At 61.3% G+C, this 19,859-nt stretch carries 18 protein-coding genes; 11 read left to right on the top strand and 7 right to left on the bottom strand.

Annotated features, from left to right (window positions below):
- The coding region (locus tag GNZ12_RS45590; protein WP_407947726.1) for a phage tail tip lysozyme at positions 1–2,322 on the top strand (2,322 nt) is incomplete at its 5' end.
- A 188-nt stretch (positions 2,323–2,510) separates the two neighbouring features.
- Here the strand turns inward: GNZ12_RS45590 and GNZ12_RS24290 are convergent.
- Positions 2,511–3,137, bottom strand: coding sequence for a lysozyme inhibitor LprI family protein (locus GNZ12_RS24290; RefSeq protein ID WP_172314433.1), 627 nt, complete (start codon positions 3,135–3,137; stop codon positions 2,511–2,513).
- A gap of 399 nt (positions 3,138–3,536) precedes the next feature.
- On the opposite strand from GNZ12_RS24290, the gene GNZ12_RS24295 reads away from it, so the two are divergent.
- On the top strand, positions 3,537–3,755 hold the full coding sequence (locus tag GNZ12_RS24295; protein ID WP_172314435.1) for a hypothetical protein: 219 nt from the start codon (positions 3,537–3,539) through the stop codon (positions 3,753–3,755).
- A gap of 86 nt (positions 3,756–3,841) precedes the next feature.
- On the opposite strand, the gene GNZ12_RS24300 is transcribed toward GNZ12_RS24295, so the two are convergent.
- Complete coding sequence (locus GNZ12_RS24300; protein WP_172314437.1) at positions 3,842–4,279, bottom strand: hypothetical protein; 438 nt, start codon at positions 4,277–4,279, stop codon at positions 3,842–3,844.
- A gap of 259 nt (positions 4,280–4,538) precedes the next feature.
- Here GNZ12_RS24300 and GNZ12_RS24305 point away from each other — a divergent pair, with 259 nt between their 5' ends.
- The 5 genes from GNZ12_RS24305 to GNZ12_RS24325 all read left to right on the top strand — a co-directional run bounded on the left by GNZ12_RS24305 (position 4,539) and on the right by GNZ12_RS24325 (position 8,812).
- Positions 4,539–5,507, top strand: a complete 969-nt coding sequence (locus GNZ12_RS24305; RefSeq protein WP_172314438.1) for a hypothetical protein — start codon at positions 4,539–4,541, stop codon at positions 5,505–5,507.
- A 144-nt stretch (positions 5,508–5,651) separates the two neighbouring features.
- Positions 5,652–6,263 carry a DUF2971 domain-containing protein gene (locus tag GNZ12_RS24310; RefSeq protein WP_172314440.1) on the top strand — a complete coding sequence of 204 codons (612 nt, stop codon included), beginning with the start codon at positions 5,652–5,654 and terminating at the stop codon, positions 6,261–6,263.
- A gap of 50 nt (positions 6,264–6,313) precedes the next feature.
- The gene (locus GNZ12_RS24315) at positions 6,314–6,985 is read left to right on the top strand and encodes a hypothetical protein (protein ID WP_172314442.1); all 672 of its coding nucleotides are present in this window, start codon (positions 6,314–6,316) and stop codon (positions 6,983–6,985) included.
- A gap of 14 nt (positions 6,986–6,999) precedes the next feature.
- Positions 7,000–8,184: a cystathionine beta-lyase gene (locus GNZ12_RS24320; RefSeq protein ID WP_172314444.1), complete on the top strand. Its 1,185-nt coding sequence runs from the start codon at positions 7,000–7,002 to the stop codon at positions 8,182–8,184.
- A gap of 178 nt (positions 8,185–8,362) precedes the next feature.
- Positions 8,363–8,812 carry a hypothetical protein gene (locus tag GNZ12_RS24325; RefSeq protein ID WP_172314446.1) on the top strand — a complete coding sequence of 150 codons (450 nt, stop codon included), beginning with the start codon at positions 8,363–8,365 and terminating at the stop codon, positions 8,810–8,812.
- A 232-nt stretch (positions 8,813–9,044) separates the two neighbouring features.
- On the opposite strand, the gene serB is transcribed toward GNZ12_RS24325, so the two are convergent.
- Positions 9,045–9,884, bottom strand: a complete 840-nt coding sequence (gene serB / locus GNZ12_RS24330) for a phosphoserine phosphatase SerB (protein ID WP_172314448.1) — start codon at positions 9,882–9,884, stop codon at positions 9,045–9,047.
- 339 nt (positions 9,885–10,223) lie between these two features.
- Here serB and GNZ12_RS24335 point away from each other — a divergent pair, with 339 nt between their 5' ends.
- Positions 10,224–11,471: a cytochrome P450 gene (locus tag GNZ12_RS24335; RefSeq protein WP_172314450.1), complete on the top strand. Its 1,248-nt coding sequence runs from the start codon at positions 10,224–10,226 to the stop codon at positions 11,469–11,471.
- Positions 11,472–11,604: 133 nt separating this feature from the next.
- Here the strand turns inward: GNZ12_RS24335 and GNZ12_RS24340 are convergent, their stop codons facing one another.
- Complete coding sequence (locus tag GNZ12_RS24340; RefSeq protein WP_172314452.1) at positions 11,605–12,582, bottom strand: LysR family transcriptional regulator; 978 nt, start codon at positions 12,580–12,582, stop codon at positions 11,605–11,607.
- A gap of 162 nt (positions 12,583–12,744) precedes the next feature.
- Here GNZ12_RS24340 and GNZ12_RS24345 point away from each other — a divergent pair, with 162 nt between their 5' ends.
- Positions 12,745–13,761: a zinc-binding alcohol dehydrogenase family protein gene (locus tag GNZ12_RS24345; RefSeq protein WP_172314454.1), complete on the top strand. Its 1,017-nt coding sequence runs from the start codon at positions 12,745–12,747 to the stop codon at positions 13,759–13,761.
- 312 nt (positions 13,762–14,073) lie between these two features.
- Positions 14,074–14,637: a DUF6013 family protein gene (locus GNZ12_RS24350; protein WP_074284230.1), complete on the top strand. Its 564-nt coding sequence runs from the start codon at positions 14,074–14,076 to the stop codon at positions 14,635–14,637.
- A gap of 205 nt (positions 14,638–14,842) precedes the next feature.
- On the opposite strand, the gene GNZ12_RS24355 is transcribed toward GNZ12_RS24350, so the two are convergent.
- Both GNZ12_RS24355 and GNZ12_RS24360 read right to left on the bottom strand, forming a co-directional pair.
- On the bottom strand, positions 14,843–15,649 hold the full coding sequence (locus tag GNZ12_RS24355) for an ABC transporter permease (RefSeq protein ID WP_172314456.1): 807 nt from the start codon (positions 15,647–15,649) through the stop codon (positions 14,843–14,845).
- On the bottom strand, positions 15,646–16,356 hold the full coding sequence (locus GNZ12_RS24360) for an ABC transporter ATP-binding protein (RefSeq protein WP_172314458.1): 711 nt from the start codon (positions 16,354–16,356) through the stop codon (positions 15,646–15,648). Before GNZ12_RS24360 ends, GNZ12_RS24355 begins: the two co-directional genes overlap by 4 nt.
- Positions 16,357–16,542: 186 nt before the next feature.
- Between GNZ12_RS24360 and GNZ12_RS24365 the strand changes: the two genes are divergently transcribed.
- Complete coding sequence (locus GNZ12_RS24365) at positions 16,543–19,014, top strand: AsmA family protein (protein ID WP_172314460.1); 2,472 nt, start codon at positions 16,543–16,545, stop codon at positions 19,012–19,014.
- Between the two features lie 126 nt (positions 19,015–19,140).
- On the opposite strand, the gene GNZ12_RS24370 is transcribed toward GNZ12_RS24365, so the two are convergent.
- The gene (locus GNZ12_RS24370; RefSeq protein ID WP_172314462.1) at positions 19,141–19,635 is read right to left on the bottom strand and encodes a hypothetical protein; all 495 of its coding nucleotides are present in this window, start codon (positions 19,633–19,635) and stop codon (positions 19,141–19,143) included.
- Between the last annotated feature and the right edge of the window lie 224 nt (positions 19,636–19,859).

Below are 19,859 nucleotides of genomic sequence, written 5' to 3' on the forward strand. Positions count from 1 at the left end.
GGCTCGCCTGGTGGATCATGGTGGACGCGTCGCCCGCAGAACATGGGCACGGCGGCGGCTCTCGCAATCGGCGGCGGCATCGGCGGCGGCGCGGGTAGCATCCTGACGGCCGGGATTGCCGGCGGCCCTATCGGCGCATTGCTGGCGGGTGGCACGGCCGCGATTGGTGCGGGTATCTCTTTCGCGTCCGAAGGCGTGGACGCGGCGAAGGGACGCAATGGGGACCTCGACACGCTCAAGCGCTCGATGGGTGACCTGGGCGTCTCATTCCAGCAGCTTAATGCGGACGCGTTCAAGTTCGGCGAAGGCCTTGGTGTCGCGAATACCGAGTTTGTGAAGATTGAGAATGGCCTGATGGGAGCCAGCGGCGGCCTGTATCGCACGCCCGACGAAGTTGGCTCGGCTGCTCGTACCAGCGTGGGCCTGTCGAACGCCTACGGTGTCGATAAGGGCGCGATGGCTGCCTTTGTCGGTGGCATGGGTCGCCTGAACAATCACCAGAACAACAAGGAACTGGCTGCGCAACTCGCCGAGGCCATCAACAACGCGCAGGGCAAGGCGATGCCCGTCGAAGTGATGCAGGCAATGCAGACGTTTGTCTCGCAGCAGAGTCGCTTCAATGCCGGTTCGGTGGATCTCGATCGCTTCGGCAATGCCTACTCGTCTCTGCTCGACAAGGATGGCATGACGGCGGATCACGCCTCCTCGATTATCGGTCAAGCGAACGCCTCAATGCAGCAAATGGGCGGCTCCGAGGCGGCGGAGAACTTCACTATGCGCGCTTACGGGAACCTTGACCCGATCCGCGCACGCATCCGCTCCGAGGGCGGTCTGTTCAACAATGGGCTGGACGACCGCGATATTTCCGCATACATGCGTCATCGTGGCATGAGCGACTGGGACTCCATGAGCAAGGGGCCTGCCGGGACGAACTTGAGCCTTATCAACTCGCAGTTTGATAGCGCCTACAAGGGCAATCCCGAGTTGGAACTCGACGCCCAAAAGAACTACTGGCAACTGAAATCGCTCGGTGACACGGCCAAGTTCGTGAACATGAGCGACTCGGCCCACAACGGCGTGATGACCTCTCTGAAGGACGCTGGCGTAGACCTGAAAGATATTCGCGAGGGCGGCATTCAGGCGATTGCTGGCATCTCCGGCGCGAGCGACTTCGATAGCCTCGATAAGCTCTACAAGGGCAGCATTCGCGGTCGCCCGGATATGTCCACTGCCGACACGAACATGCTCGACAAGGCGGAAAAGAGCGGCGACTTCACGACGTTTAAGAATGAGCTTGTGCGCGTGCTCGCCGGTAAGGGTCAAGAGGATACCGCCGCCACGATTCAGAGCCGCATCGACTCCAACATCGCCGACATGAAGACGAGCATCGGCTCGAAGCTGATCCCGTACACCCAAGGGATCATGCAGGGCGTTCTGGCGATGGCGAACAAGGTCCCGGGCGTCCATATTGCCGATCCGACCTTTGTCGGGCCGCCTAAGTCTGCCAAGCTTGTGCCGGGCGCGAATCCGCGCGTAGATCAATCCGACGTTGCCGCGCCCGCCCTGAATTCAATCGCAAACAAGGTGGATGCGGGGAATGCTTGGGCCGACAACATGGCCGGAAAAGCAAACCTTGCATACGGTGCGGGCGTAGGGAAGGCCTACAGCTACCGGGACAGCGTCACGGGCGGCATGTCTCAACTAGCAGGCTTGGGCATCGACTCTGCGCACGCGGCGGCGATCATGGCGAGCGCGATCCGCGAAAGCTCGATGAATCCAGACGTCACCGATAAAAAAGGGATGTACGGGCTGTTCCAGTTCGATGCCGCGCGCCAAGCCGACTTCAAGAAGGTGATGGGAAAGGATATCCATGGATCTACCCAGCAAGAGCAAATCGCTTACATGGTGAAATCGATGCAGTCTGGTGGCGAGGAGGCTGGGCCCGGTAAAGCATTCCTTTCGGCGAGCGGACCAGACCTGGCTGGCGTGTTCGCACGCAAGGTCGAACGTCCTGCCGACCCGAGCAAGGAAAGCGACATCCGCAACGGCATTGCAAGCCAACTCTATGACGATGACAAGCCGTCACAAATCTCAGATAAGGATCGCGCCCGTGCTGCTGCAGCGTCTCAGTCTAGCTCGCCCGCTGGAGTGGGTGCGGGCGCAGGCGCTCTGTACGGTCCCTCGGGCAACCTCACGATCAACTTTGAGCAGCACAACACGACGCCGAGCGGGAAGAAGGCTATGCATAAGATGAGCACGACCGTACCTCTTCCGTCGTCCTCGGGTACGGAACCGAAATTTTACGTCCCGGGGAGCAACTGATCGTGCGCATCGGTAATCGCACGCCAGATATACAAACGGGTGAGACCGACGTCGTCGCAGCTGGTATCTCAGTCACGGTCCACCAGCATAAGTCAGAGGTTCTCGGCGATCCGACGGGTCCGCCGATTGCCGGCACGTAATGAAAAAGGCCCCTGCGAAAAGGGGCCTTTCTTAGACGCAGAGATTGGTTAGTCGCCCATCATGTTAGCCATTCGCATGAGTTTGGTACATCCTTTCTCGCCGTTTGCAAGCAGGGTAACCGGCTGGCGATCCCCAAGGGCTGGGATGTAGATCATAGCCATTCCATTCTCATACTTGGCAACAGTTCCGGGGCGGCCTTGGCGGCTGATGGCTGCGGCAAATTCGTCGGGCGTCTCTCCGATATTGACGCATGCGCGCCGTCCATTGTCGTATGCGAACCAGTCGCCAGCGGGCGCAGTTTGCGCCGCCTTTGCGACTTGGGTGGCCGCTGGCGAGGCAGCCGGTTCGCGGGCTGGTGCGCTAAGCGACGCGATGTACGCATTCTGATCCTTAAACCAATTCACAATGCATTCGCGATCAGCGCATTGCTGACGGTACTTGAGCGCAGTAATCGCGTGGTTGTGGAAAGCCTGTTTGTCGGTTGCAGCGTTGCGCGCCGCCTGAAAAACCTTCCAGTACGCGAGGTCTGCATCCGCAAGCTCCTTGTCCTCACACATTGCATGCTCAGAGTAGGTCGATGCCTTCGCACAGTCGAAACTCGTCTTGTACGTGACCTGCGCGTGAGCGCCGATGGAGGCGAGCGCGATGATGGCGGTGGCGATGATCTTCTTCATGGTGGTCCCCGGGTTCTCAGGTAGTTGTGTTTTTTGCACACCGGCACACTACGCCTAGCCGAGAAACATCGCCACTCATTCGCGCATTTGTCGGGTAGTCGCGGCGCGGCCGCCGCCTCGTGACGGGAGAATCTAATTCAGGAACATCCGTCGAGCATCGTCCCTCGGCCGCTTCTTTGACCCGCTTCGGCGGGTTTTTTTTCGTCTGCCGAACAGCCGCATCGTGACGCCACCGATATCGAGCGCCTCAATCGACCGGCCTACAGTAACAACGAACCGGACATGACCATCAAGAGAACGGTGAGCGGCTTTATGGCTTGCTCCGGTGCGTTGTCACGTTAGGGTGGGGCTCCTCCCGTGCTACCTTTCCGATTCCACAACCGAATCGAGAGGAGCCTCATGGGCGCAAACATCAAATTCAGCAGAATGCTCGCAACCGTTACTTCCGAGGCGCCTGGTAAGGCGAATCCAAAACGCCAGGTTGAGGTATTCACGCAAGGCGGTAAAACATTTCTGCGTATCGGCCCAGTTGATATTGAACATGCTGGAGAGGGAAGGGCGACCGTTGAAATCTCTGCTTTGGATGCCGCCCAGCTTGTCGATGCCATCAGGCCGTAAGCCAACCCCGCGACTGCCAGCCCGTGGAGCGCCGCGTAGGAAGGACGCGACAATCAAGCGCCTTGCTGTGCTTCCCCGCGGGCAGTTCAGGCACTTGCGTACCCATACGGTCCCTTAGATACCCCGATCAGCGCATCGCGCAGTTGATTGATCAACGGCGCAACCAGCGCGGACTCGAACTCGTCGCCCGGCTCATACACGTCCGTGAACTTGTCGATGTACCACATGAACGCGTCGCGCACAGCCAGCCGGTCCTCGCCGTCGATGCGCAGCGCCTGCCGGATGTACGTGCCGAGTTGCTCCGGCGTATTCCACGGGCCGCGCTCGAACTCGTCGTTCGGCGTGACGCCGAGAAACAGGTTGTTCATGCGCACGCACTCGAAGTCCAGCCGCGCGAGAGCGTCAGGCTTCGTGAGCACGTGAAGCGCCCGGATCGTCCAGTCACGGATGAGCCGATCGACCACGCGCGGCTCGTTGAGCCATGGACGGGTATCCGTCTCGATATTCTCTCTGGGGCGGGGCATGCTTCGCTCAGGTCCAGAAGTGCCGAAGCAGCGCTTCCGCGAGCAAGACGGCGACAGCGACCGCGTACAGCCTGCGCGTCATGCGCCGCTCGAATGCTTCGATTGCAGAGTGCATCCCCTGACTCCTCGTTTCGACCGGCCTAGCCGTGTTGGATACACCATACAACAAAAGGGCGGGGTAAAACTGAGCTAATCTATGCCCGGTCGTGGAGGCGCTTGCCGGTGGCTCCCGTTAAAAGTCCCATGAGAAAAACCTAAAATGAAAACGATGAGAGCGGCAATAGTTCTGGCTTGTGCTATCAGTTGTCTGTCCGGTGTGGCAGCGGCGGCGTCTGCAGCGGTAGAGCAGTCTCATGGTGCCGCTAGTGCTGCTAAGGGCGATAGCCGCCATGAAGCGGATAAATCGCTTTTTCAGCAGCCTATTTCAGTCAGTATCGTTCGATCGGCAGAGGATGAGAGACGATTGGAAGAGAGCGATCACGAAGAATTAGCTAAAAAATCGAACGATAAACTTGTCGCGTATTCAACGGTCGCGCTGGCCGTGGTTACGCTGTTCCTGGCTATATGGACTGGGTTGTTATGGAAAGCAACGGTGCAACTTGGTCGAGACGCGAAGGAAACCAGCGAAAGACAATCACAAGAAATGCAAAAGTCTATCGCTGAAGCGACAAGGGCGGCGTCGGCAATGGAGGATGTCGCAGCGGCGGCTGGGGTGAGCGCACGCGCTAGTACCGAGAGTGTCACAACATTAAAAGAAGTAACGGCAAAGCAGATGCGCGCTTATTTGTCGGTCGTCATGAACGGCGGTGTATTCCAAGAAAGAGATAAGGGCTATTATTTTGGAATAAATCCCATTTTGGTAAATAGTGGAAATACGCCTGCGCACAGTATTCGCTATTGGGCGAAGGCTGGGGTGTATGATTTCCCACTCCCGGATGGTTTTGATTTTCCAGATGGCGAGGATTCAGTGGTAACTAGCTTTGCGCTTGGGCCGCATCAAACTGTGGTGTTAAATGCAAGGCTGCCCGACTTCGTGGATGATGGCGAGGCTCAGGAGATAAAAGACGGGAAAAACAAGCGAATCCACATTTGGGGCAAAGTGTCGTATGTTGATGTCTTCGGACAGGAGCGTTTTACGCAGTTCTCGCACAATGTGTATTGGTTCGGCCCGGCAGGAGCGGAGAGGTGGGGCGGCACTTACTGCAGTCCATTTAGTGAATCTACATAGTCGGCTGCAGCTTGACGCGCCGGACGCCTGTCTTTTGAAAGACAAATATGGGAAGCCGCCCCAAAATAGCAGGAGTAAGACGTGTATTCAGAGCATCCTTCGTTCCCTCAGCCGCTAGACGAGACGGTAAAAGTGTGGCGATACATGGACTTCACGAAGTTCGTTTCGCTGCTCGAAAGCCGCTCGCTGCACTTCACGCGGACCGATAGATTTGTCGACGACCCATTTGAAGGTTCGTATCCAAAATTGAACGTGCTGGCTCGACGAATTCCACCTGTTGGCTTGCCGGCAGAACATCACGAGGTATACGTCAAGGCGATGACGGAGGACCGGCCAAGGATGGTAAGGAACATGGTGAAGATGGTCGGGGTAAATTGCTGGCACATGAATCAGCATGAGTCGGCAGCCATGTGGTCCCTGTACCTGAAAGGCAGTAACGGCGTAGCCATCCAGTCTACATATCGAAAGCTTCGAGATTGCTTTTCGGGCGTCCAGGGGGACATCTTCATCGGAGAAGTCAGGTATATAGACTACGAGTCGGAGTTTATCGATGGCACCCCAAACGCATTCGCTCCGTTTATGTACAAGCGAAAGAGCTTCGAGCACGAAAAAGAGGTGCGGGCAGCGATTGTTCGACCGCCGCCGAATGTGGAAGGGGGCGGCTGGAATTTTGAGGCTGCCACGTTTACGGATCTGAGGCCGCGGCGGGGCAACGCAACGCGTCGGCGTTCCCCGCCGAACGAAGCCCGGCAGTAAGCGGGTAGCAAACCAGTATCGAGCAGTATCGGGCAACAAGGAAATAACGGATGCAGGAATCGAACGCGATGAAGGATGCGATGCGTCGGCGCGGTTGGGCAATCTCCCAAAGGAACCTCCTTCGGGGCGTAGTGAGCGTGGCCGCATTGCTGTGTGCCGGTGCCGCGGCTGTGCTGCCTGCACAGGCATGGGCGGAAAGCGACGCGGTGAAGGAGTTGGCGGCGCCCCCGCCGATTCAGTTGCCGCTCAAGCCGAGCCCCGAATTCGCGAAGTTTCCACGCTACGCCGGCATGCTGGGCTCACGTCAGATCGTGCTGCGGCTCGGCGCGAAAACCGACGACCCCGCCGGGGTGCACGGCGAGTATCAGTACACCGATACCGGCGAAGTGATCCTGATCGCGGGCGACCGTGACGGCGATACGCTCGAAGTCGAGGAATCGAACGACGGCACGCATATCACCGGCAACTGGGTGGGCAAATTTGCCGCCGACGGTTCGGTAGCCGGCGACCGGATGAACGTCGACGATTCCGACCCGCAGCCGTTTGATCTGAAGCCGCTGGCAGCAGGGCAGGCCGTGCCGGCGGCATCAGCTAGTGCCGGTGCGGTGGCCAACAAGGTCGTGCCGCAGCCGTCCGCTGGCGGGGCAGCCGCAGTGCCCGCCTCGGCGACAAGCGGTGGTCATGCCGTTGGCGGGGTTAGCAACCTGCAAATCGGCGAATAAAGTCTACCTACACCATGACCCAATCCAAACACAAACGCGGCCTGCAAACTGGCATCGTGCGTCACGAAGACCAGCTCACGCCGGGTTTCGAGTCGTTCTCGATGCCGGTCACGCGCGCTTCGACGGTCGTGTTCCCCGATCTCGCGACGATGCGCGCGCTTGACTGGAAAAACGACGCGCAATGGCGCTATGGCCTGCACGCGACGCCGACTTCGCTCGCGCTGGCGCAGCGGCTTGCCACCATCGAAGGTGGCAATCACGCGTTGTTGCAGCCGTCGGGGTTGTCGTCGATTTCGAACGTCTACTTCGGCCTCGTGAAGGCCGGCGACGACGTGCTGATCCCCGATAACGTCTACTCGCCGAACCGCGATCACGGCGACTGGCTGGCGCGCGATTTCGGTATCACGGCACGCTACTACGATCCGATGATCGGCGCGGGGATCGCGGAGCTGATCCAACCGAATACGCGTTTGATCTGGCTCGAAGCACCCGGCTCGGTCACGATGGAAGTGCCCGACGTACCCGCCATCACCACGGTGGCGCGCGCGCGCAACGTCGTCACGGCGATCGACAACACCTGGTCGGCGGGGCTCGGTTTCCGGCCGTTCGACCACGGTGTCGATATCTCGGTGCAGGCGTTGACCAAGTACCAGTCGGGCGGCGGCGACGTGCTGATGGGCGCGACGATCACTGTCGATCGCGAGTTGCATCTGAAGCTGAAGGCAGCGCGCATGCGCATGGGTATCGGCGTGTCGGCGGATGATTGTTCGCTGATTCTGCGCAGCCTGCCGACCATGCAACTGCGCTTCGAACAGCATGACCGAGCAGCGCTTGGCCTCGCCAAGTGGCTGAAGACGCGCCCGGAAATTGCCGCGGTCTTGCATCCGGCGTTGCCCGACTGTCCGGGGCATGAGTTTTTCAAGCGCGACTTTACGGGCGCGGGTGGACTGTTCTCGGTCGTGTTCGACGCACGTTACAGCGCGGCGCAAATCGACACGTTCTGCGAGTCGCTCGAGCTGTTCTCGCTCGGCTGGAGTTGGGGCGGTGCGCACAGCCTCGCGATGCCGTATGACGTCGCCTCGATGCGCACGGAAGGTCAATGGCCGTATCGCGGTACGTTGGTACGGTTCTATATCGGTCTGGAAGAAGAGGCCGATTTGCGCGCGGATATCGAACGGTGTCTGGTGGCGCTGGGTTAAGCGGCTGATTGCTGAAGGTTGAAGGTTGAGTAAGCCCATCGGGACGCGTTCCAGATGGGCTTTTTCTTTTGTCAATATAGCCAGTAAGCCTAACCATTCGGCCGAATGGTCGACGCCGGATCTCGACGCTACGATTGTGCGCACTTTACTAACGGTTGCTGCACTATGGTGAGCTTCGATGAATCTATTTTTCTGGATGTTACTGAATCTTGGCGTGCCGATTGTCGGCCCGATCTTTACGCTAGCGCTCGTCGCACCCACGCACGGCTGGCGCGTCGCGAAGGCGTTGATCGCCGCATCAGTGAAAGACGGCCAACTCTTCTGGTGTGCGATCGGGCTGTGCGCGGCCGCGGTTTATGAGGCGGTGACTGCGCTGGAGCGGGGAAGTGGCGTGGTGCCTGTGCTGGAGGGCGCAATTGCTGGATTCTGCATCCTGGCATTCGCCTGTTCGAATATCGTGATGTCGTCTTTGGTCAATACACGCCATGATCAGACGGCCGCATGCATTTGTGACGGGCAGAAACGGTTTGCTACGGGTGCCTTGTCGCGTGTGGCAATTGCGACTTCGATTCTTGCAACATCGCTTGCAGCTGCTCTGTTTGCAATCCTACACGTGCACCTGATTTAGATTTATTAGATAACGCAGCTCTTATACTGATCTCCTTTTGGGAGGCCCTCATGCATAGACTATTCACGTTTCTGGAATCTGACGAAAATTACGCCCGTGTTCTGAAGTGGACTAACGTCGTGATCGGAGCCGTTGGAATCTCCATGTTGGGCATGTTCCTGATTGCCCATCTCAACAAATAATTCTCGTACCGGCGCTGGCCGCCATTGCATTGGCCAGCGCAAACCAAGCTTCAGAACAACCGCAGCAAGCCATCCAGCCCAACGTGGTTGAGCGCCACGCTGGCTGCTTCGCGCACCACCGGCTTCGCACGGAATGCGACGGAAAGTCCCGCGGCAGCCATCATTTTCAGATCGTTCGAACCATCGCCCATCGCAATTGCGCGCGTCGGCTCGATGCCCAGTTGGGCGCATGTTTCGCGCAACGTGCTTGCTTTCACGTCGGCGTTGACGATCTCGCCGATTACGTTGCCGGTCAACTTTCCATCCACGATTTCGAGCGTGTTCGCACGCGTGAAATCAAGGCCGAGCCGGGCCTTCAGTTTTTCGGTGAAGAATGTGAATCCGCCAGACACCAGCAGCGTCTTCAATCCCGCCGCTTTCGCGCCAGCCAGCATCTGTTCGGCACCCGGCGAGAGTTGCAACCGTTCTTCATAAACGCGTTCGAGTGCGCTGGCGTCCAGTCCCTTGAGCAACGCCACGCGGCGTGTCAGGCTCTCGTTGAAGTCCTTGATTTCACCACGCATCGACGCTTCTGTAATCGCGGCGACCTCTGCTTTCAACCCGCAGAAGTCGGCGATCTCGTCGATGCATTCGATCGTGATCAGCGTCGAGTCCATGTCCATCGCGACAAGGTCAAAGTCACGCAACGTTCGGCCGGGTTCGACAAACGCGTAGTCCAGTTGATGCGTGCTGCAATAGACCTCGAGGTCGGCGCGCTGCGCAATGTTCGCATCGGCGATGCGAATCGCGTTCGCGTCGATGACGGCGGCGCGCGAGCCACGCGCGAGCGCGACGAGCGTTTTGTGGTGGTCGGCGGAAAGGGGCGCAGTGCTTTGGATGACGAGGTTCATAGACGGACGCATTGGCGCAGAAAAGGGCGGCCGCGCGAGGCGCGCGGAAAATCCCGCCATTGTAACGTTTCGGCGGCCTGCGGCCCGCCTGCAACCGGATGGCAACTTGCCCGCCCGACGACAAGCATGCCCGAAATGCAGCGTGCGTTGCAGCCTCAAACGCAACCGGCGAGGTAATCCGCCGTGCAATCATCAGGCGCCCGCGTCATACTGGCGCTTCGAACGACGCCCCACAGCCATCGAGCCTATCAAGCCCGCCGCACCGATGAGGCGCGCGGCACACCGCACACGGCATGCATCGGCAGCAGTGACCAGGGCGCACCACCACGGAGACAAGTCATGACCCCCGCGACCGCCAGCGACGCGTCCACCCTTGCGCGCGAATTTGATCTGCGCCACCTGAATCCTGCGTTCTATGCCGACCCGTACCCGGTCTACCACGCGCTGCGCGCCCATGAGCCGGTCAAACGCATGCCGGACGGCTCGCTGTTCCTGACGCGTTTTCGCGACGTGCAGGCGGTCTACCGCGACCCGAAAACGTTCAGTTCCGACAAGACCGTCGAATTCAAGCCGAAGTACGGCGACTCGCCGCTTTACACCCATCACACTACCAGTCTCGTCTTCAACGATCCCCCGCGTCACACCCGGGTGCGCAAACTGATCGCCGGCGCGCTGACGGCGCGCGCCATCGCGGCCATGGAACCGGGCCTGATCCGCCTCGTTGACGGCTTGCTCGATGCTGCCGCGGCACGTGGCCGGATCGATCTGATCGGCGAGTTCGCGTCGGCGATCCCGGTCGAGATCATCGGTAATCTGCTGGATGTGCCGCACGCTGAGCGCGAACCGTTGCGCGACTGGTCGCTGGCGATACTCGGCGCGCTGGAGCCGTCGCTGAGCGAGGCGCAACTCGAACGAGGAAACCGTGCGGTCAGCGAATTCGTTGACTATTTGCGCGATCTGGTGAAACAGCGCCGGCGTGAACCCGGTGATCCGCAGCACGACGTGCTGACGCGCCTGATCCAGGGCGAAGAGGGCGGCGAGCAGTTGTCGGAACCGGAGCTGCTGCAAAACTGCATTTTCATCCTGAACGCCGGTCATGAGACCACCACGAATCTGATCGGCAACGGTCTCGTTACGCTCACCGACTGGCCGGAACAACGCGCCGCGTTACTGCGCGAACCGTCGCTTATCGAGTCGGCGATCGAAGAGTGTTTGCGGTTCGAGAGTTCAAATCAGCTGGGCAACCGCATGGCAACCGTCGATACCGAAATCGGTGGCGTCGCGGTGGCACGTGGCACGCCCGTCACGCTATGCATCGGCGCGGCCAATCGCGATCCCGAGCAGTTCGCGGAACCGGACCGCTTCGACATCCGCCGCGATCCAAACCGCCATCTGGCGTTTGGCTTCGGTATTCACCAGTGCGCGGGGTTGTCGCTCGCGCGACTCGAGGCGCGCATCGCCATCGGACGCTTCGTGCAGCGCTTTCCGGCGTATCGGCTCGACGGCGAACCGACGCGCGGCGGACGTGTGCGGTTTCGCGGCTTCGCAGCGGTACCGTTCGAGCTCGAGCCGGCGAGCGCGGGTTGATGCGGACGATCAATTGAGCCGCAAGGGCGCAGAACGCGGTATCTTTTGCGGACTACGCGAAGACGCGTCAGCGCATCACCGCAGCGATGAAAAAACGCCTGGATGAAGCGGCGTGATCGCGATCCAGCCGGCCTCATTCCGGCTCAGCGTCCCAATAAGGCGGATCACCGAAATGCGCAGCAAGGAACTCGATGAACGCGAGCGTCCTGGGCGGCACGAACGCACGGCTCGGGTAGACCGCCCAGATCGCCACCTTCTCCGCGAGTGGGTAGCTGTCGAGCACGCTGACCAGTTTGCCGCTGCGCAGATACGGCGCCACGTCCCAGGTCGATTTGAGCGCAATGCCGAAACCGGCCAGCAAGGCGTCGCGAATCACTTCACCATTGTCGGTGACGAGGCGCCCGCTCACGCGCACCTCGAGTGGACCGGCAGGCGTCACGAAGGCCCAGTCGCGCTGGTCTGACAGGATCACGCATTCGTGCAGTGCGAGGTCCGAAGGATGATGCGGCGTCCCACGTGCAGCGAGGTAAGCGGGCGCGGCGCACAGCACGCGGCGGTTCACGGCCAGGCGCCGCGCCACCAGCGATGAATCCTTGAGCACGCCGACGCGGATCGCCACGTCGATGCCCGCATCGACCAGATCGACCATCTGATCCGTCAGCCGCAGATCGACGCTGACGCCGGGATAGCGGCGCAGAAATTCGCTGATCACCGGCGAGACGTGTTGCCGCCCGAACGACGACGGCATTGACACCCGCAAACGCCCCTGCGGCTCGGCCTGCGCGCGGCCCACCGAGGCGCGTGCGGCATCGGCCGCGTCGAGCAGCGCCTGGGCGCGTGTCATGAATACTTCGCCGTCCTGCGTGAGACTGATGCGGCGGGTGGTTCGATGCAGCAGGCGCGCGCCGAGGCGCTTTTCCAGTTGCGCGATGCGCGAACTCGCGACGGCCGCCGACAGGCCGAATTCGCGGCCGGCCGCCGACACATTGGTGAGCAGGGCGGCCCGCACGAACAGGGCGACATCGAGTAGATCGAGTCGCTCCCGCTCGCCGGACGAGGGTTTTACGGCGGGTTTCACCGCGGGTTTTACAGGATGGTCAGGATGGGCCATTCTTCTGAAATTCAAAAAGATGTTTCAGTCATTATGATGGTTCTATAAGAATAAGAACCGACTTAGGATGACGTCAATGCGATCGATTGCGTCGCACGGCGCCAGCCGCCGCCTGCAGCGATCGCCGGTCTCTCAACCTCATCTGAAAGAACAGGAGCTGTGATGAAAGCCGTAGGCCTCTATCGCTATTTGCCGATCGATCAAGCCGAATCTTTGATCGACGTCGACATTCCCCAACCCGAAGCCACCGGCCGCGACCTGCTGGTGAAGGTCGAAGCCATTTCCGTCAATCCGGTCGACACCAAGGTGCGCGCCCCGAAAGACACCGTCGAGAAAGCGCCGCGAGTACTCGGCTGGGACGCTGCCGGCACGGTGGTGGCGGTCGGCCCGGACGTCACGCTGTTCAAGGTTGGCGACCCAGTGTTCTATGCGGGCAGCATTACGCGCGCGGGGGCGAATAGCGAGTTCCATCTGGTCGACGAGCGCATCGTCGGGCGCAAGCCGGCGTCGCTCGATTTCACGCACGCGGCCGCCTTGCCGTTGACCGCGATCACCGCCTGGGAAGCCTTGTTCGACCGCCTCGGCGTGTCGCCGCAAGGCGCGGACGAAGGCCGCACGGTGCTGATCATCGGCGGGGCGGGCGGGGTCGGTTCGATCGGCATCCAGCTGGCCAAACAACTCGCGAAGCTGAAAGTGATCGCGACCGCGTCGCGTCCTGAATCGGCGAAGTGGGCGACGGAGTTGGGCGCGGATCATATCGTCGATCACTTTGGCGATATGCCCGCGCAGTTGAAAGCGCTCGGCATTGACCAGGTCGATTACGTGCTGATCTTCAACGATACCGACAGGAATTTCCCGGCGGCCGCTGAAGTGATCAAGCCGCAGGGCGGCATCTGCACAATCGTCGAAAACAGCCAGCCGCTGCCGGTCGAACTGTTGAAGACGAAAAGCGCCGCGTTCCACTGGGAGTTCATGTTCACGCGTTCGATGTTCGGCACGCCGGACATGATCGAGCAGCATAAGCTGCTAACCGAGGTGGCGCGTCTCGTCGATGCGAGCACGTTGCGCACGACGGTCGGCCAGGATCTCGGCAAGATCAACGCTGAGAATTTGCGCCGTGCGCATGAACTGCTCGAAGCGGGGCGCGCGATCGGCAAGCTGGTGCTGACGGGTTTCTAAGCCGAGCAGGGTTTGCACAGGGTTTGGCGGTTCAGTCAGATCGCACACGCAGAAAACGCCTCATTGCAAGCGGGGTAACACCCGATTCGTATGAGGCGCGCGCAGCGCCGCTTGGCGGTAGACTGGTGGGGCATGATGCTAAAACAGTTGCGTGTCTCGCGGCTCGTCCGGCCGGGCCTCAACCAGGTATTGGCCAGATATTAGCGAGGTATCAACCCGGCTTCGACCCGGCGTCAATCAGGCTTCGGTCAGGCGGTGCATGGGTGATAGCGCTTAAGCGAGCGCGCAGCGGCACAACAAGGAGGTGACAGTATGAGCTCCAGCTTCAAACTCTCCGCCGTTTCCGTTGTCGCTTCTCTCGCCTGCGCGCTTGCGCCCGGCATGCTCGTGACGGCGGCCCACGCGGCCACGCCGATCACGGTGACATCGCAGGCCGCCCTCGACGGTCCGATCCGCTACACGGTCCGCGTCACGTCGAAACAGTTCGGCAATTCACAGGAAACGCGCACGATCCGCTCAGGCGAATCGGACGACTTCACGTGGAAAACCGTGCCGCCGGGCGGCCCCGTGCCCGCGGCGGATACCTGCCCGAATTATTCGTCGCTGCCGACCGATTCGAACGGCGCGATGATTCGTCAGACGCAGATCCGCTTTGCGCCCGTTGTCGCCGGCGACGGCACCGCGTCCGTGCAATTGAGCTTCCAGGCGCAGACGCCGCACGGCGTGAAGACGGTGACGAGCGGCGGTAAAACGCTCAAGTGTCCGAACGACGTGACCGTCAGCCAGATTCTGCGCTTTACGATGCCGACCAATGGCAGCACGAAAACACTGACGCTCAGTGACGGCACCGAAGTGGCGGTCACTGCGAAACGTTGAATTTGCGTGGTGAATTGTGCGTGATACGGCAGCGGAAGCGGCTGCTCGCCGGCCAGTGTCGCTGCCAGTACGCAAGCGGATGTTTGCGATGCGGCCGCGTTGCGTGACGATGCGCATCGCATGAGCCGCATTCATGACATGCGATCGACGAATGGCAGACAAGCGGCGACGCAAAACGCGTCGCGCTGTGCATCTGTTTGCCCCCTCAACGTCCCGCCGCGGCCCGCTCCACCAGCCGCGCCGACAGAAACCGGTGCTCGGCCGAGAAGAGCCGCCGATACGTGAGCAGCACTGCGCCCACCGTCCCCAAGGCTGACGCCGCCGCGATCAGGAACATGATCACGATCTGATAGCGCACCGCCTGCAATGGCGACTGACCGGCCAGCACCTGGCCGGTCATCATGCCGGGCAGGCTCACCACACCGACCACGGCCATCTGATTGAGCGTCGGCATCATGCCCGCGCGCACCGCCTGGCGCGCCGGCGCCTGCGCCGCTTCCCAACGGGTCGCGCCGAGCGCGAGCGCCATGTCCACACGGTCACGCCGCGCGGTCAATTCCTCGGTCATCCGTTCGATGCCGAGGGACACGCCGGTCAGCGTATTGCCGAGGATCATGCCGAGAATCGGAATCGCATACTGTGGCTCGTACCATGGGTGAATACGGATCACGACGAACAATCCGACCGCGGCCACCAGCCACGAACTGACCCAGATCGACAGCACACTGTCCGCACGCTGTCCGGCATACGTGCGACTGCCGCGCTGCGCACCCGCGAAGCCGGCGATCAGCGTCATCACGATCATCAAGGGCAGTACCACGAACCAGTGGTCGTAACGGAACACCCAGCCGAGCACATAGCCGATCGCCAGCAACTGCACGACGGTGCGCACCGCCGCCCACGCGAGCTTGCGTTCGAGGTCCAGCTTGAGCGCCACCGACACCACACCGTTCACCACGATCAGCAACGCGGCGATCGCGACGTCCCAGAGACTCAGATTTTGCAAAGTCATTGGTCGAACTCCTGAGGCGCGGGGCTCACCGCGGATTCGTCGAGCACACCGGCGCGCATCGTGAGGTGCCGCGCGCTCATGCGTGCCGCTTGCGCCGGATCGTGCGACACCCACATTGACGCATGCCGGCCGGGGTCGGCATCGAACCACGCGTGCACCAGCGCCTCGATCGCACGCGATGACTCCGGGTCGAGCGACGCGGTGGGCTCATCCAGCAGCAGCACCTCGGGCGCGAGTTGCAGCACGCGAATCAGCGCGGTGATCTGCGCTTCTCCGCCGGACAACTCGCTCGCACGCTTGTCGAGAAAATCGTCGCCACGGCCGGCCTGAGCGGCGAGGCTCGCCGCGCGCGTGCGATCGAAGCGCACGTCGCGATAGGTCCGCAATTCGAACGGGTAACGCAGATTGTCCGCGACGCTGCCGTCGAGCAGCGCGGGCCGCTGCCGGATATACGCGACGTTGCGCCGGTAGCGTGGGATCGCCGCGCGCTCGACCGGCGCGCCGTGCCACATGATGCGGCCGGCATCGAGCGGGTCGAGCAGGGCGAGGGCGCGCAGAAACACGCTCTTGCCCGAACCCGACGGGCCGGTGACCGCGACGCGGTCGCCGGCGCAGAGGGCGAAGGTCGTCGGTTGCAGCAGGGTCTGCCCGCGCAATGCATCGCGCCGGACGATGCCGTCGGCGAAGACGAAGGGAACATCGGTCATGAGTGAGATCGTGGTGGATTTTTGCGTGGATTCGGAGGCCGCCATGACATTCCCTTACGTTTTCATGGAAGGGAAACCTGTGCCCGAACTGTGCGGCATGATAAAACGACCCCTATAAGACAATACTACCAGGCACGATACGTGCTGTCCCTCATGCAAAACGAAGAACAAAGGCGGAGCTTCTCAATGGCAGTGTCGATCACGATTGGACGACGAGCAGGAAAAATCATCGCATGGCTGGTGGCGATCATCGTCATTCTGACTGTCGCGCTGGGCATTTTTATTCTGACCTTTGACTGGAACCGGGCCCGGCCCTATATCAATGACAAGGTCACACAGGCGATCGGCCGGCCGTTCGCGATCAATGGCGATCTGAAAGTGGGGTGGCAGCACCCGGTCGGCGAGACCGGCTGGCGCGGCTGGGTGCCCTGGCCGCGCTTTTCGGCGGCCAATATCGCGGTAGGCAATCCCGACTGGACCCAACAACCGCACTTCGCGACGCTCGATGAAATCGACTTCGAGGTCAAGGTGCTGCCGCTGCTCGCGCACGACATTGTGATTCCCGCGATCAATCTCGTGAATCCGTCGGTCGACCTCGAACGACTGCTCGATGGGCGCAACAACTGGACCTTCAAACTGGCGTCTTCCAGCGGGCCTTCCGAATGGACGCTCGATCTGCACGACATCGCGTTTGCCAAGGGCAATATCGCGCTGTCCGATCAGCAGAAGACGGTCGAGATGCAGGTGGCCATCGATACGCTCGGCCAGCCCATTCCGATCGGCGAGGTGATGAGGCAGCAGGAGGCGGCGTCGCGCAGCGCGTCGGCGGAGGCGGTCGGCAAGGCGGGCGCGAACAAGCTCGCCGCACAGGCTAACGCGCAGGCCGCATCGGAAGCTGCGGCGGCCTCCGCGGCGGCGGCTTCCGGCGCTTCGTCGACGGAGATCACCGCTTCGGGCGCGACAGTGGCGAATGGCGCGTCGGGGGCGCCGGTTGCCGGCGGAGCGAATGGTACAAGCGAGGGGGCAAGCGGCGCAGCGGTGTCCTCGGCGTCGAGCACAAGCGAGGCAGGGGCGAACGGTGTGAGGCCGGCGATCCCGCCTTACGCGATCGGTTGGACCGTCAAGGGTACGTACAACAAGACGCCGGTGTCCGGTAGCGGCAAGCTCGGCGGTGTGCTGGCATTGCAGGACGCGAACCGGCCATTCCCGGTGCAGGCCGATGTGAAGGCCGGCGACCTGCGCGTCGGCCTCGTGGGCACGCTGACCGATCCGGCGCATCTTGCCGCGGTCGATTTGCGCCTCTGGCTGCAAGGCAGCAGCCTAGGGCGACTGTATACGCTGACGGGCGTGACCTTGCCCGACACCCCACCATATGCGACCGATGGGCGCCTCGTCGGTCAGTTCAAGTCTGGCGGCAACGTCTTCACGTATGAAAATTTTACGGGCCGGGTGGGCGGCAGCGATCTGAATGGCTCGCTGACCTACACGGCGCGTGAGCCGCGTCCGCTGTTGCAGGGCGAGCTGGTGTCGCATCTGCTGCAATTCGCCGATCTGGCGCCGATCATCGGCGCGGACTCGAAAGCCAGCAAGGCGAAGCGTGGCGACGCGACGGCGCAGCCGGCCAACAAGGTGTTGCCCGTGGAAGAGTTTCGCACCGACCGCTGGCATGCGATCGACGCCGACGTGAAGTTCACGGGGAACCGCATCGTCAAGGACACTAACTTGCCGATCACGGACCTGTACACGCACGTTGTGATGACCGACGGCGTGCTGTCGTTTGAGCCGCTGAAGTTCGGCGTGGCGGGCGGCTCGCTGTCGTCGGATATTCATCTGGACGGCAGCACGACACCGCTAAAGGGCCGCTTCGCGACGTCGGCGCGGCATCTGAAGCTCAAGCAGTTGTTCCCGAACTTCAAGACGATGCAGAACGCGCTCGGTGAAATCAACGGCGACGCCGCGCTGAGCGCGACCGGCAATTCGCCGGCGGCGTTGGCGGCGACGTCGAACGGCGAGGTGAAGGCATTGATCACTGATGGCACGGTGAGCCGCCTGCTGATGGAAGCCGCGGGGCTGAACGTGGCGAACGTGGTCTACGAAAAGCTGTTTGGCAATCGCGACGTGAAGATCAAGTGCGCGGCGGCGGATTTTGTCGCGACCAACGGTGTGCTGGATCCGCGCGTCTTCGCGCTCGACACGGACGACGCGGTGATCAATATCGACGGCAAGGTGAATCTGCGCGACGAATCGATGGATCTTGGCGTGCATCCGCATACCAAGGGCTTCCGGGTGTTTTCGCTGCGCTCGCCGCTGTATGTGAAGGGGACGTTCAAGGATCCGCACGTGGGGGTGGATGCCACCGCGCTGGCGCTTCGAGGTGGCGCCATGATCGGGCTCGGCTTGATCAATCCGTTTGCGGCGCTGATTCCGCTGCTTGCGCCTAGCAATAACCAACCGCTGCCGTGCGGGCAGTTGCTGACGCAGGTTCGTCAGGCGCCAAGCGCGCCGCCGCCGGGCGTGAAGCAGCAGGCTAAACCGGCCATTTCCCTGAACGGTGCGCCGGTGAGCAAGTCTGCCGCCGGCGCTGACTCGCCGGCTGCGGCTGCAAAGAAGCCCGCGGTCATGTCGCCGGCGACGGCGGCCGAATATAAAGGGAGTTGATGCTCTTTGCTTTGCCTGCGGCCGGGTGACAGGTGCCGCACAGGCGAAAGAGAAAAGGAAAAAGCGGAGAATCGGCGCCGCGTGCCTGAAAACATCGGCGCCGATAAAGAAAAGGAAAGAAAAGAACTACCTCAACGAGCGCGGCGCGGCATCCCCCGCCGCATCCTGCCTGCGAACCCCGCGGCGGGCGCCGCCAATGCGGGTGGCGCCGAACTCCATCAGGATCTTGCCTCTAGCCCGGCTGGCAAAGACCAGGAACCCAAACCCGTCGGCTTCATACCAATACCCGCCGTTCTCGAGTCCATCGAGCGGCTGCTCCAACGCATTGGTAATGGATTCCATGCAACGCCGCCGCAATTCGGCGGGCGCGGGATAGGGCGGCTGTGCGCCGCGTACACTGCACAGGAGAACGTCGAGCCCAGGCAGCACATGCGCATAGAGCACCGGCTCGTCTTGCGCGCGAGCGCGCGCAATTTTGGTGTCGAGCTGACCGAACGGCTTGAAATGCCGTAGTACCGCGAGGAACGACTCATCGCCGTCCACCTTCGCGCGTCTACGCTTTTTCGGGAAGGACATAAAAATTCGCCTGAAAAAGAATTGCAAGAAACGCAGCGTCCTCATGCGACAACTCCCGGCTTCGCGCGCCGCACGTCGATCTTTTATAGCATACGACAAGGCCGGATTCACGATGATTCGGCGTCTACGCCGTCCCACCGCGTCCCGCACGAATCATGCCGAACCGCCTCGCCGCGCGCTTTCCCTTCCCAGCACATCTGTCTCCATCATAGACGCACGCGCCACTGAAAAAACATCCCGTTTCAATAAAAAAGTCATTTTTATGTGGG

The sequence above is a fragment of the Paraburkholderia solitsugae genome (assembly GCF_013177695.1).
Lineage (GTDB): Bacteria > Pseudomonadota > Gammaproteobacteria > Burkholderiales > Burkholderiaceae > Paraburkholderia > Paraburkholderia solitsugae.

Coding starts and splice junctions, on each gene's coding strand:
- GNZ12_RS24345 (WP_172314454.1), top strand. CDS start 12,745: ATGAAAGCCGTAGGCCTCTATCGCTATTTGCCGATCGATCAAGCCGAA.
- GNZ12_RS24325 (WP_172314446.1), top strand. CDS start 8,363: ATGAATCTATTTTTCTGGATGTTACTGAATCTTGGCGTGCCGATTGTC.
- GNZ12_RS24340 (WP_172314452.1), bottom strand. CDS start 12,582: ATGGCCCATCCTGACCATCCTGTAAAACCCGCGGTGAAACCCGCCGTA.
- GNZ12_RS24290 (WP_172314433.1), bottom strand. CDS start 3,137: ATGAAGAAGATCATCGCCACCGCCATCATCGCGCTCGCCTCCATCGGC.
- GNZ12_RS24335 (WP_172314450.1), top strand. CDS start 10,224: ATGACCCCCGCGACCGCCAGCGACGCGTCCACCCTTGCGCGCGAATTT.
- GNZ12_RS24350 (WP_074284230.1), top strand. CDS start 14,074: ATGAGCTCCAGCTTCAAACTCTCCGCCGTTTCCGTTGTCGCTTCTCTC.
- GNZ12_RS24320 (WP_172314444.1), top strand. CDS start 7,000: ATGACCCAATCCAAACACAAACGCGGCCTGCAAACTGGCATCGTGCGT.
- GNZ12_RS24305 (WP_172314438.1), top strand. CDS start 4,539: ATGAAAACGATGAGAGCGGCAATAGTTCTGGCTTGTGCTATCAGTTGT.
- GNZ12_RS24365 (WP_172314460.1), top strand. CDS start 16,543: ATGGCAGTGTCGATCACGATTGGACGACGAGCAGGAAAAATCATCGCA.
- GNZ12_RS24370 (WP_172314462.1), bottom strand. CDS start 19,635: ATGAGGACGCTGCGTTTCTTGCAATTCTTTTTCAGGCGAATTTTTATG.
- GNZ12_RS24355 (WP_172314456.1), bottom strand. CDS start 15,649: ATGACTTTGCAAAATCTGAGTCTCTGGGACGTCGCGATCGCCGCGTTG.
- GNZ12_RS24315 (WP_172314442.1), top strand. CDS start 6,314: ATGCAGGAATCGAACGCGATGAAGGATGCGATGCGTCGGCGCGGTTGG.
- GNZ12_RS24310 (WP_172314440.1), top strand. CDS start 5,652: ATGGACTTCACGAAGTTCGTTTCGCTGCTCGAAAGCCGCTCGCTGCAC.
- serB (WP_172314448.1), bottom strand. CDS start 9,884: ATGAACCTCGTCATCCAAAGCACTGCGCCCCTTTCCGCCGACCACCAC.
- GNZ12_RS24300 (WP_172314437.1), bottom strand. CDS start 4,279: ATGCCCCGCCCCAGAGAGAATATCGAGACGGATACCCGTCCATGGCTC.
- GNZ12_RS24295 (WP_172314435.1), top strand. CDS start 3,537: ATGGGCGCAAACATCAAATTCAGCAGAATGCTCGCAACCGTTACTTCC.
- GNZ12_RS24360 (WP_172314458.1), bottom strand. CDS start 16,356: ATGACCGATGTTCCCTTCGTCTTCGCCGACGGCATCGTCCGGCGCGAT.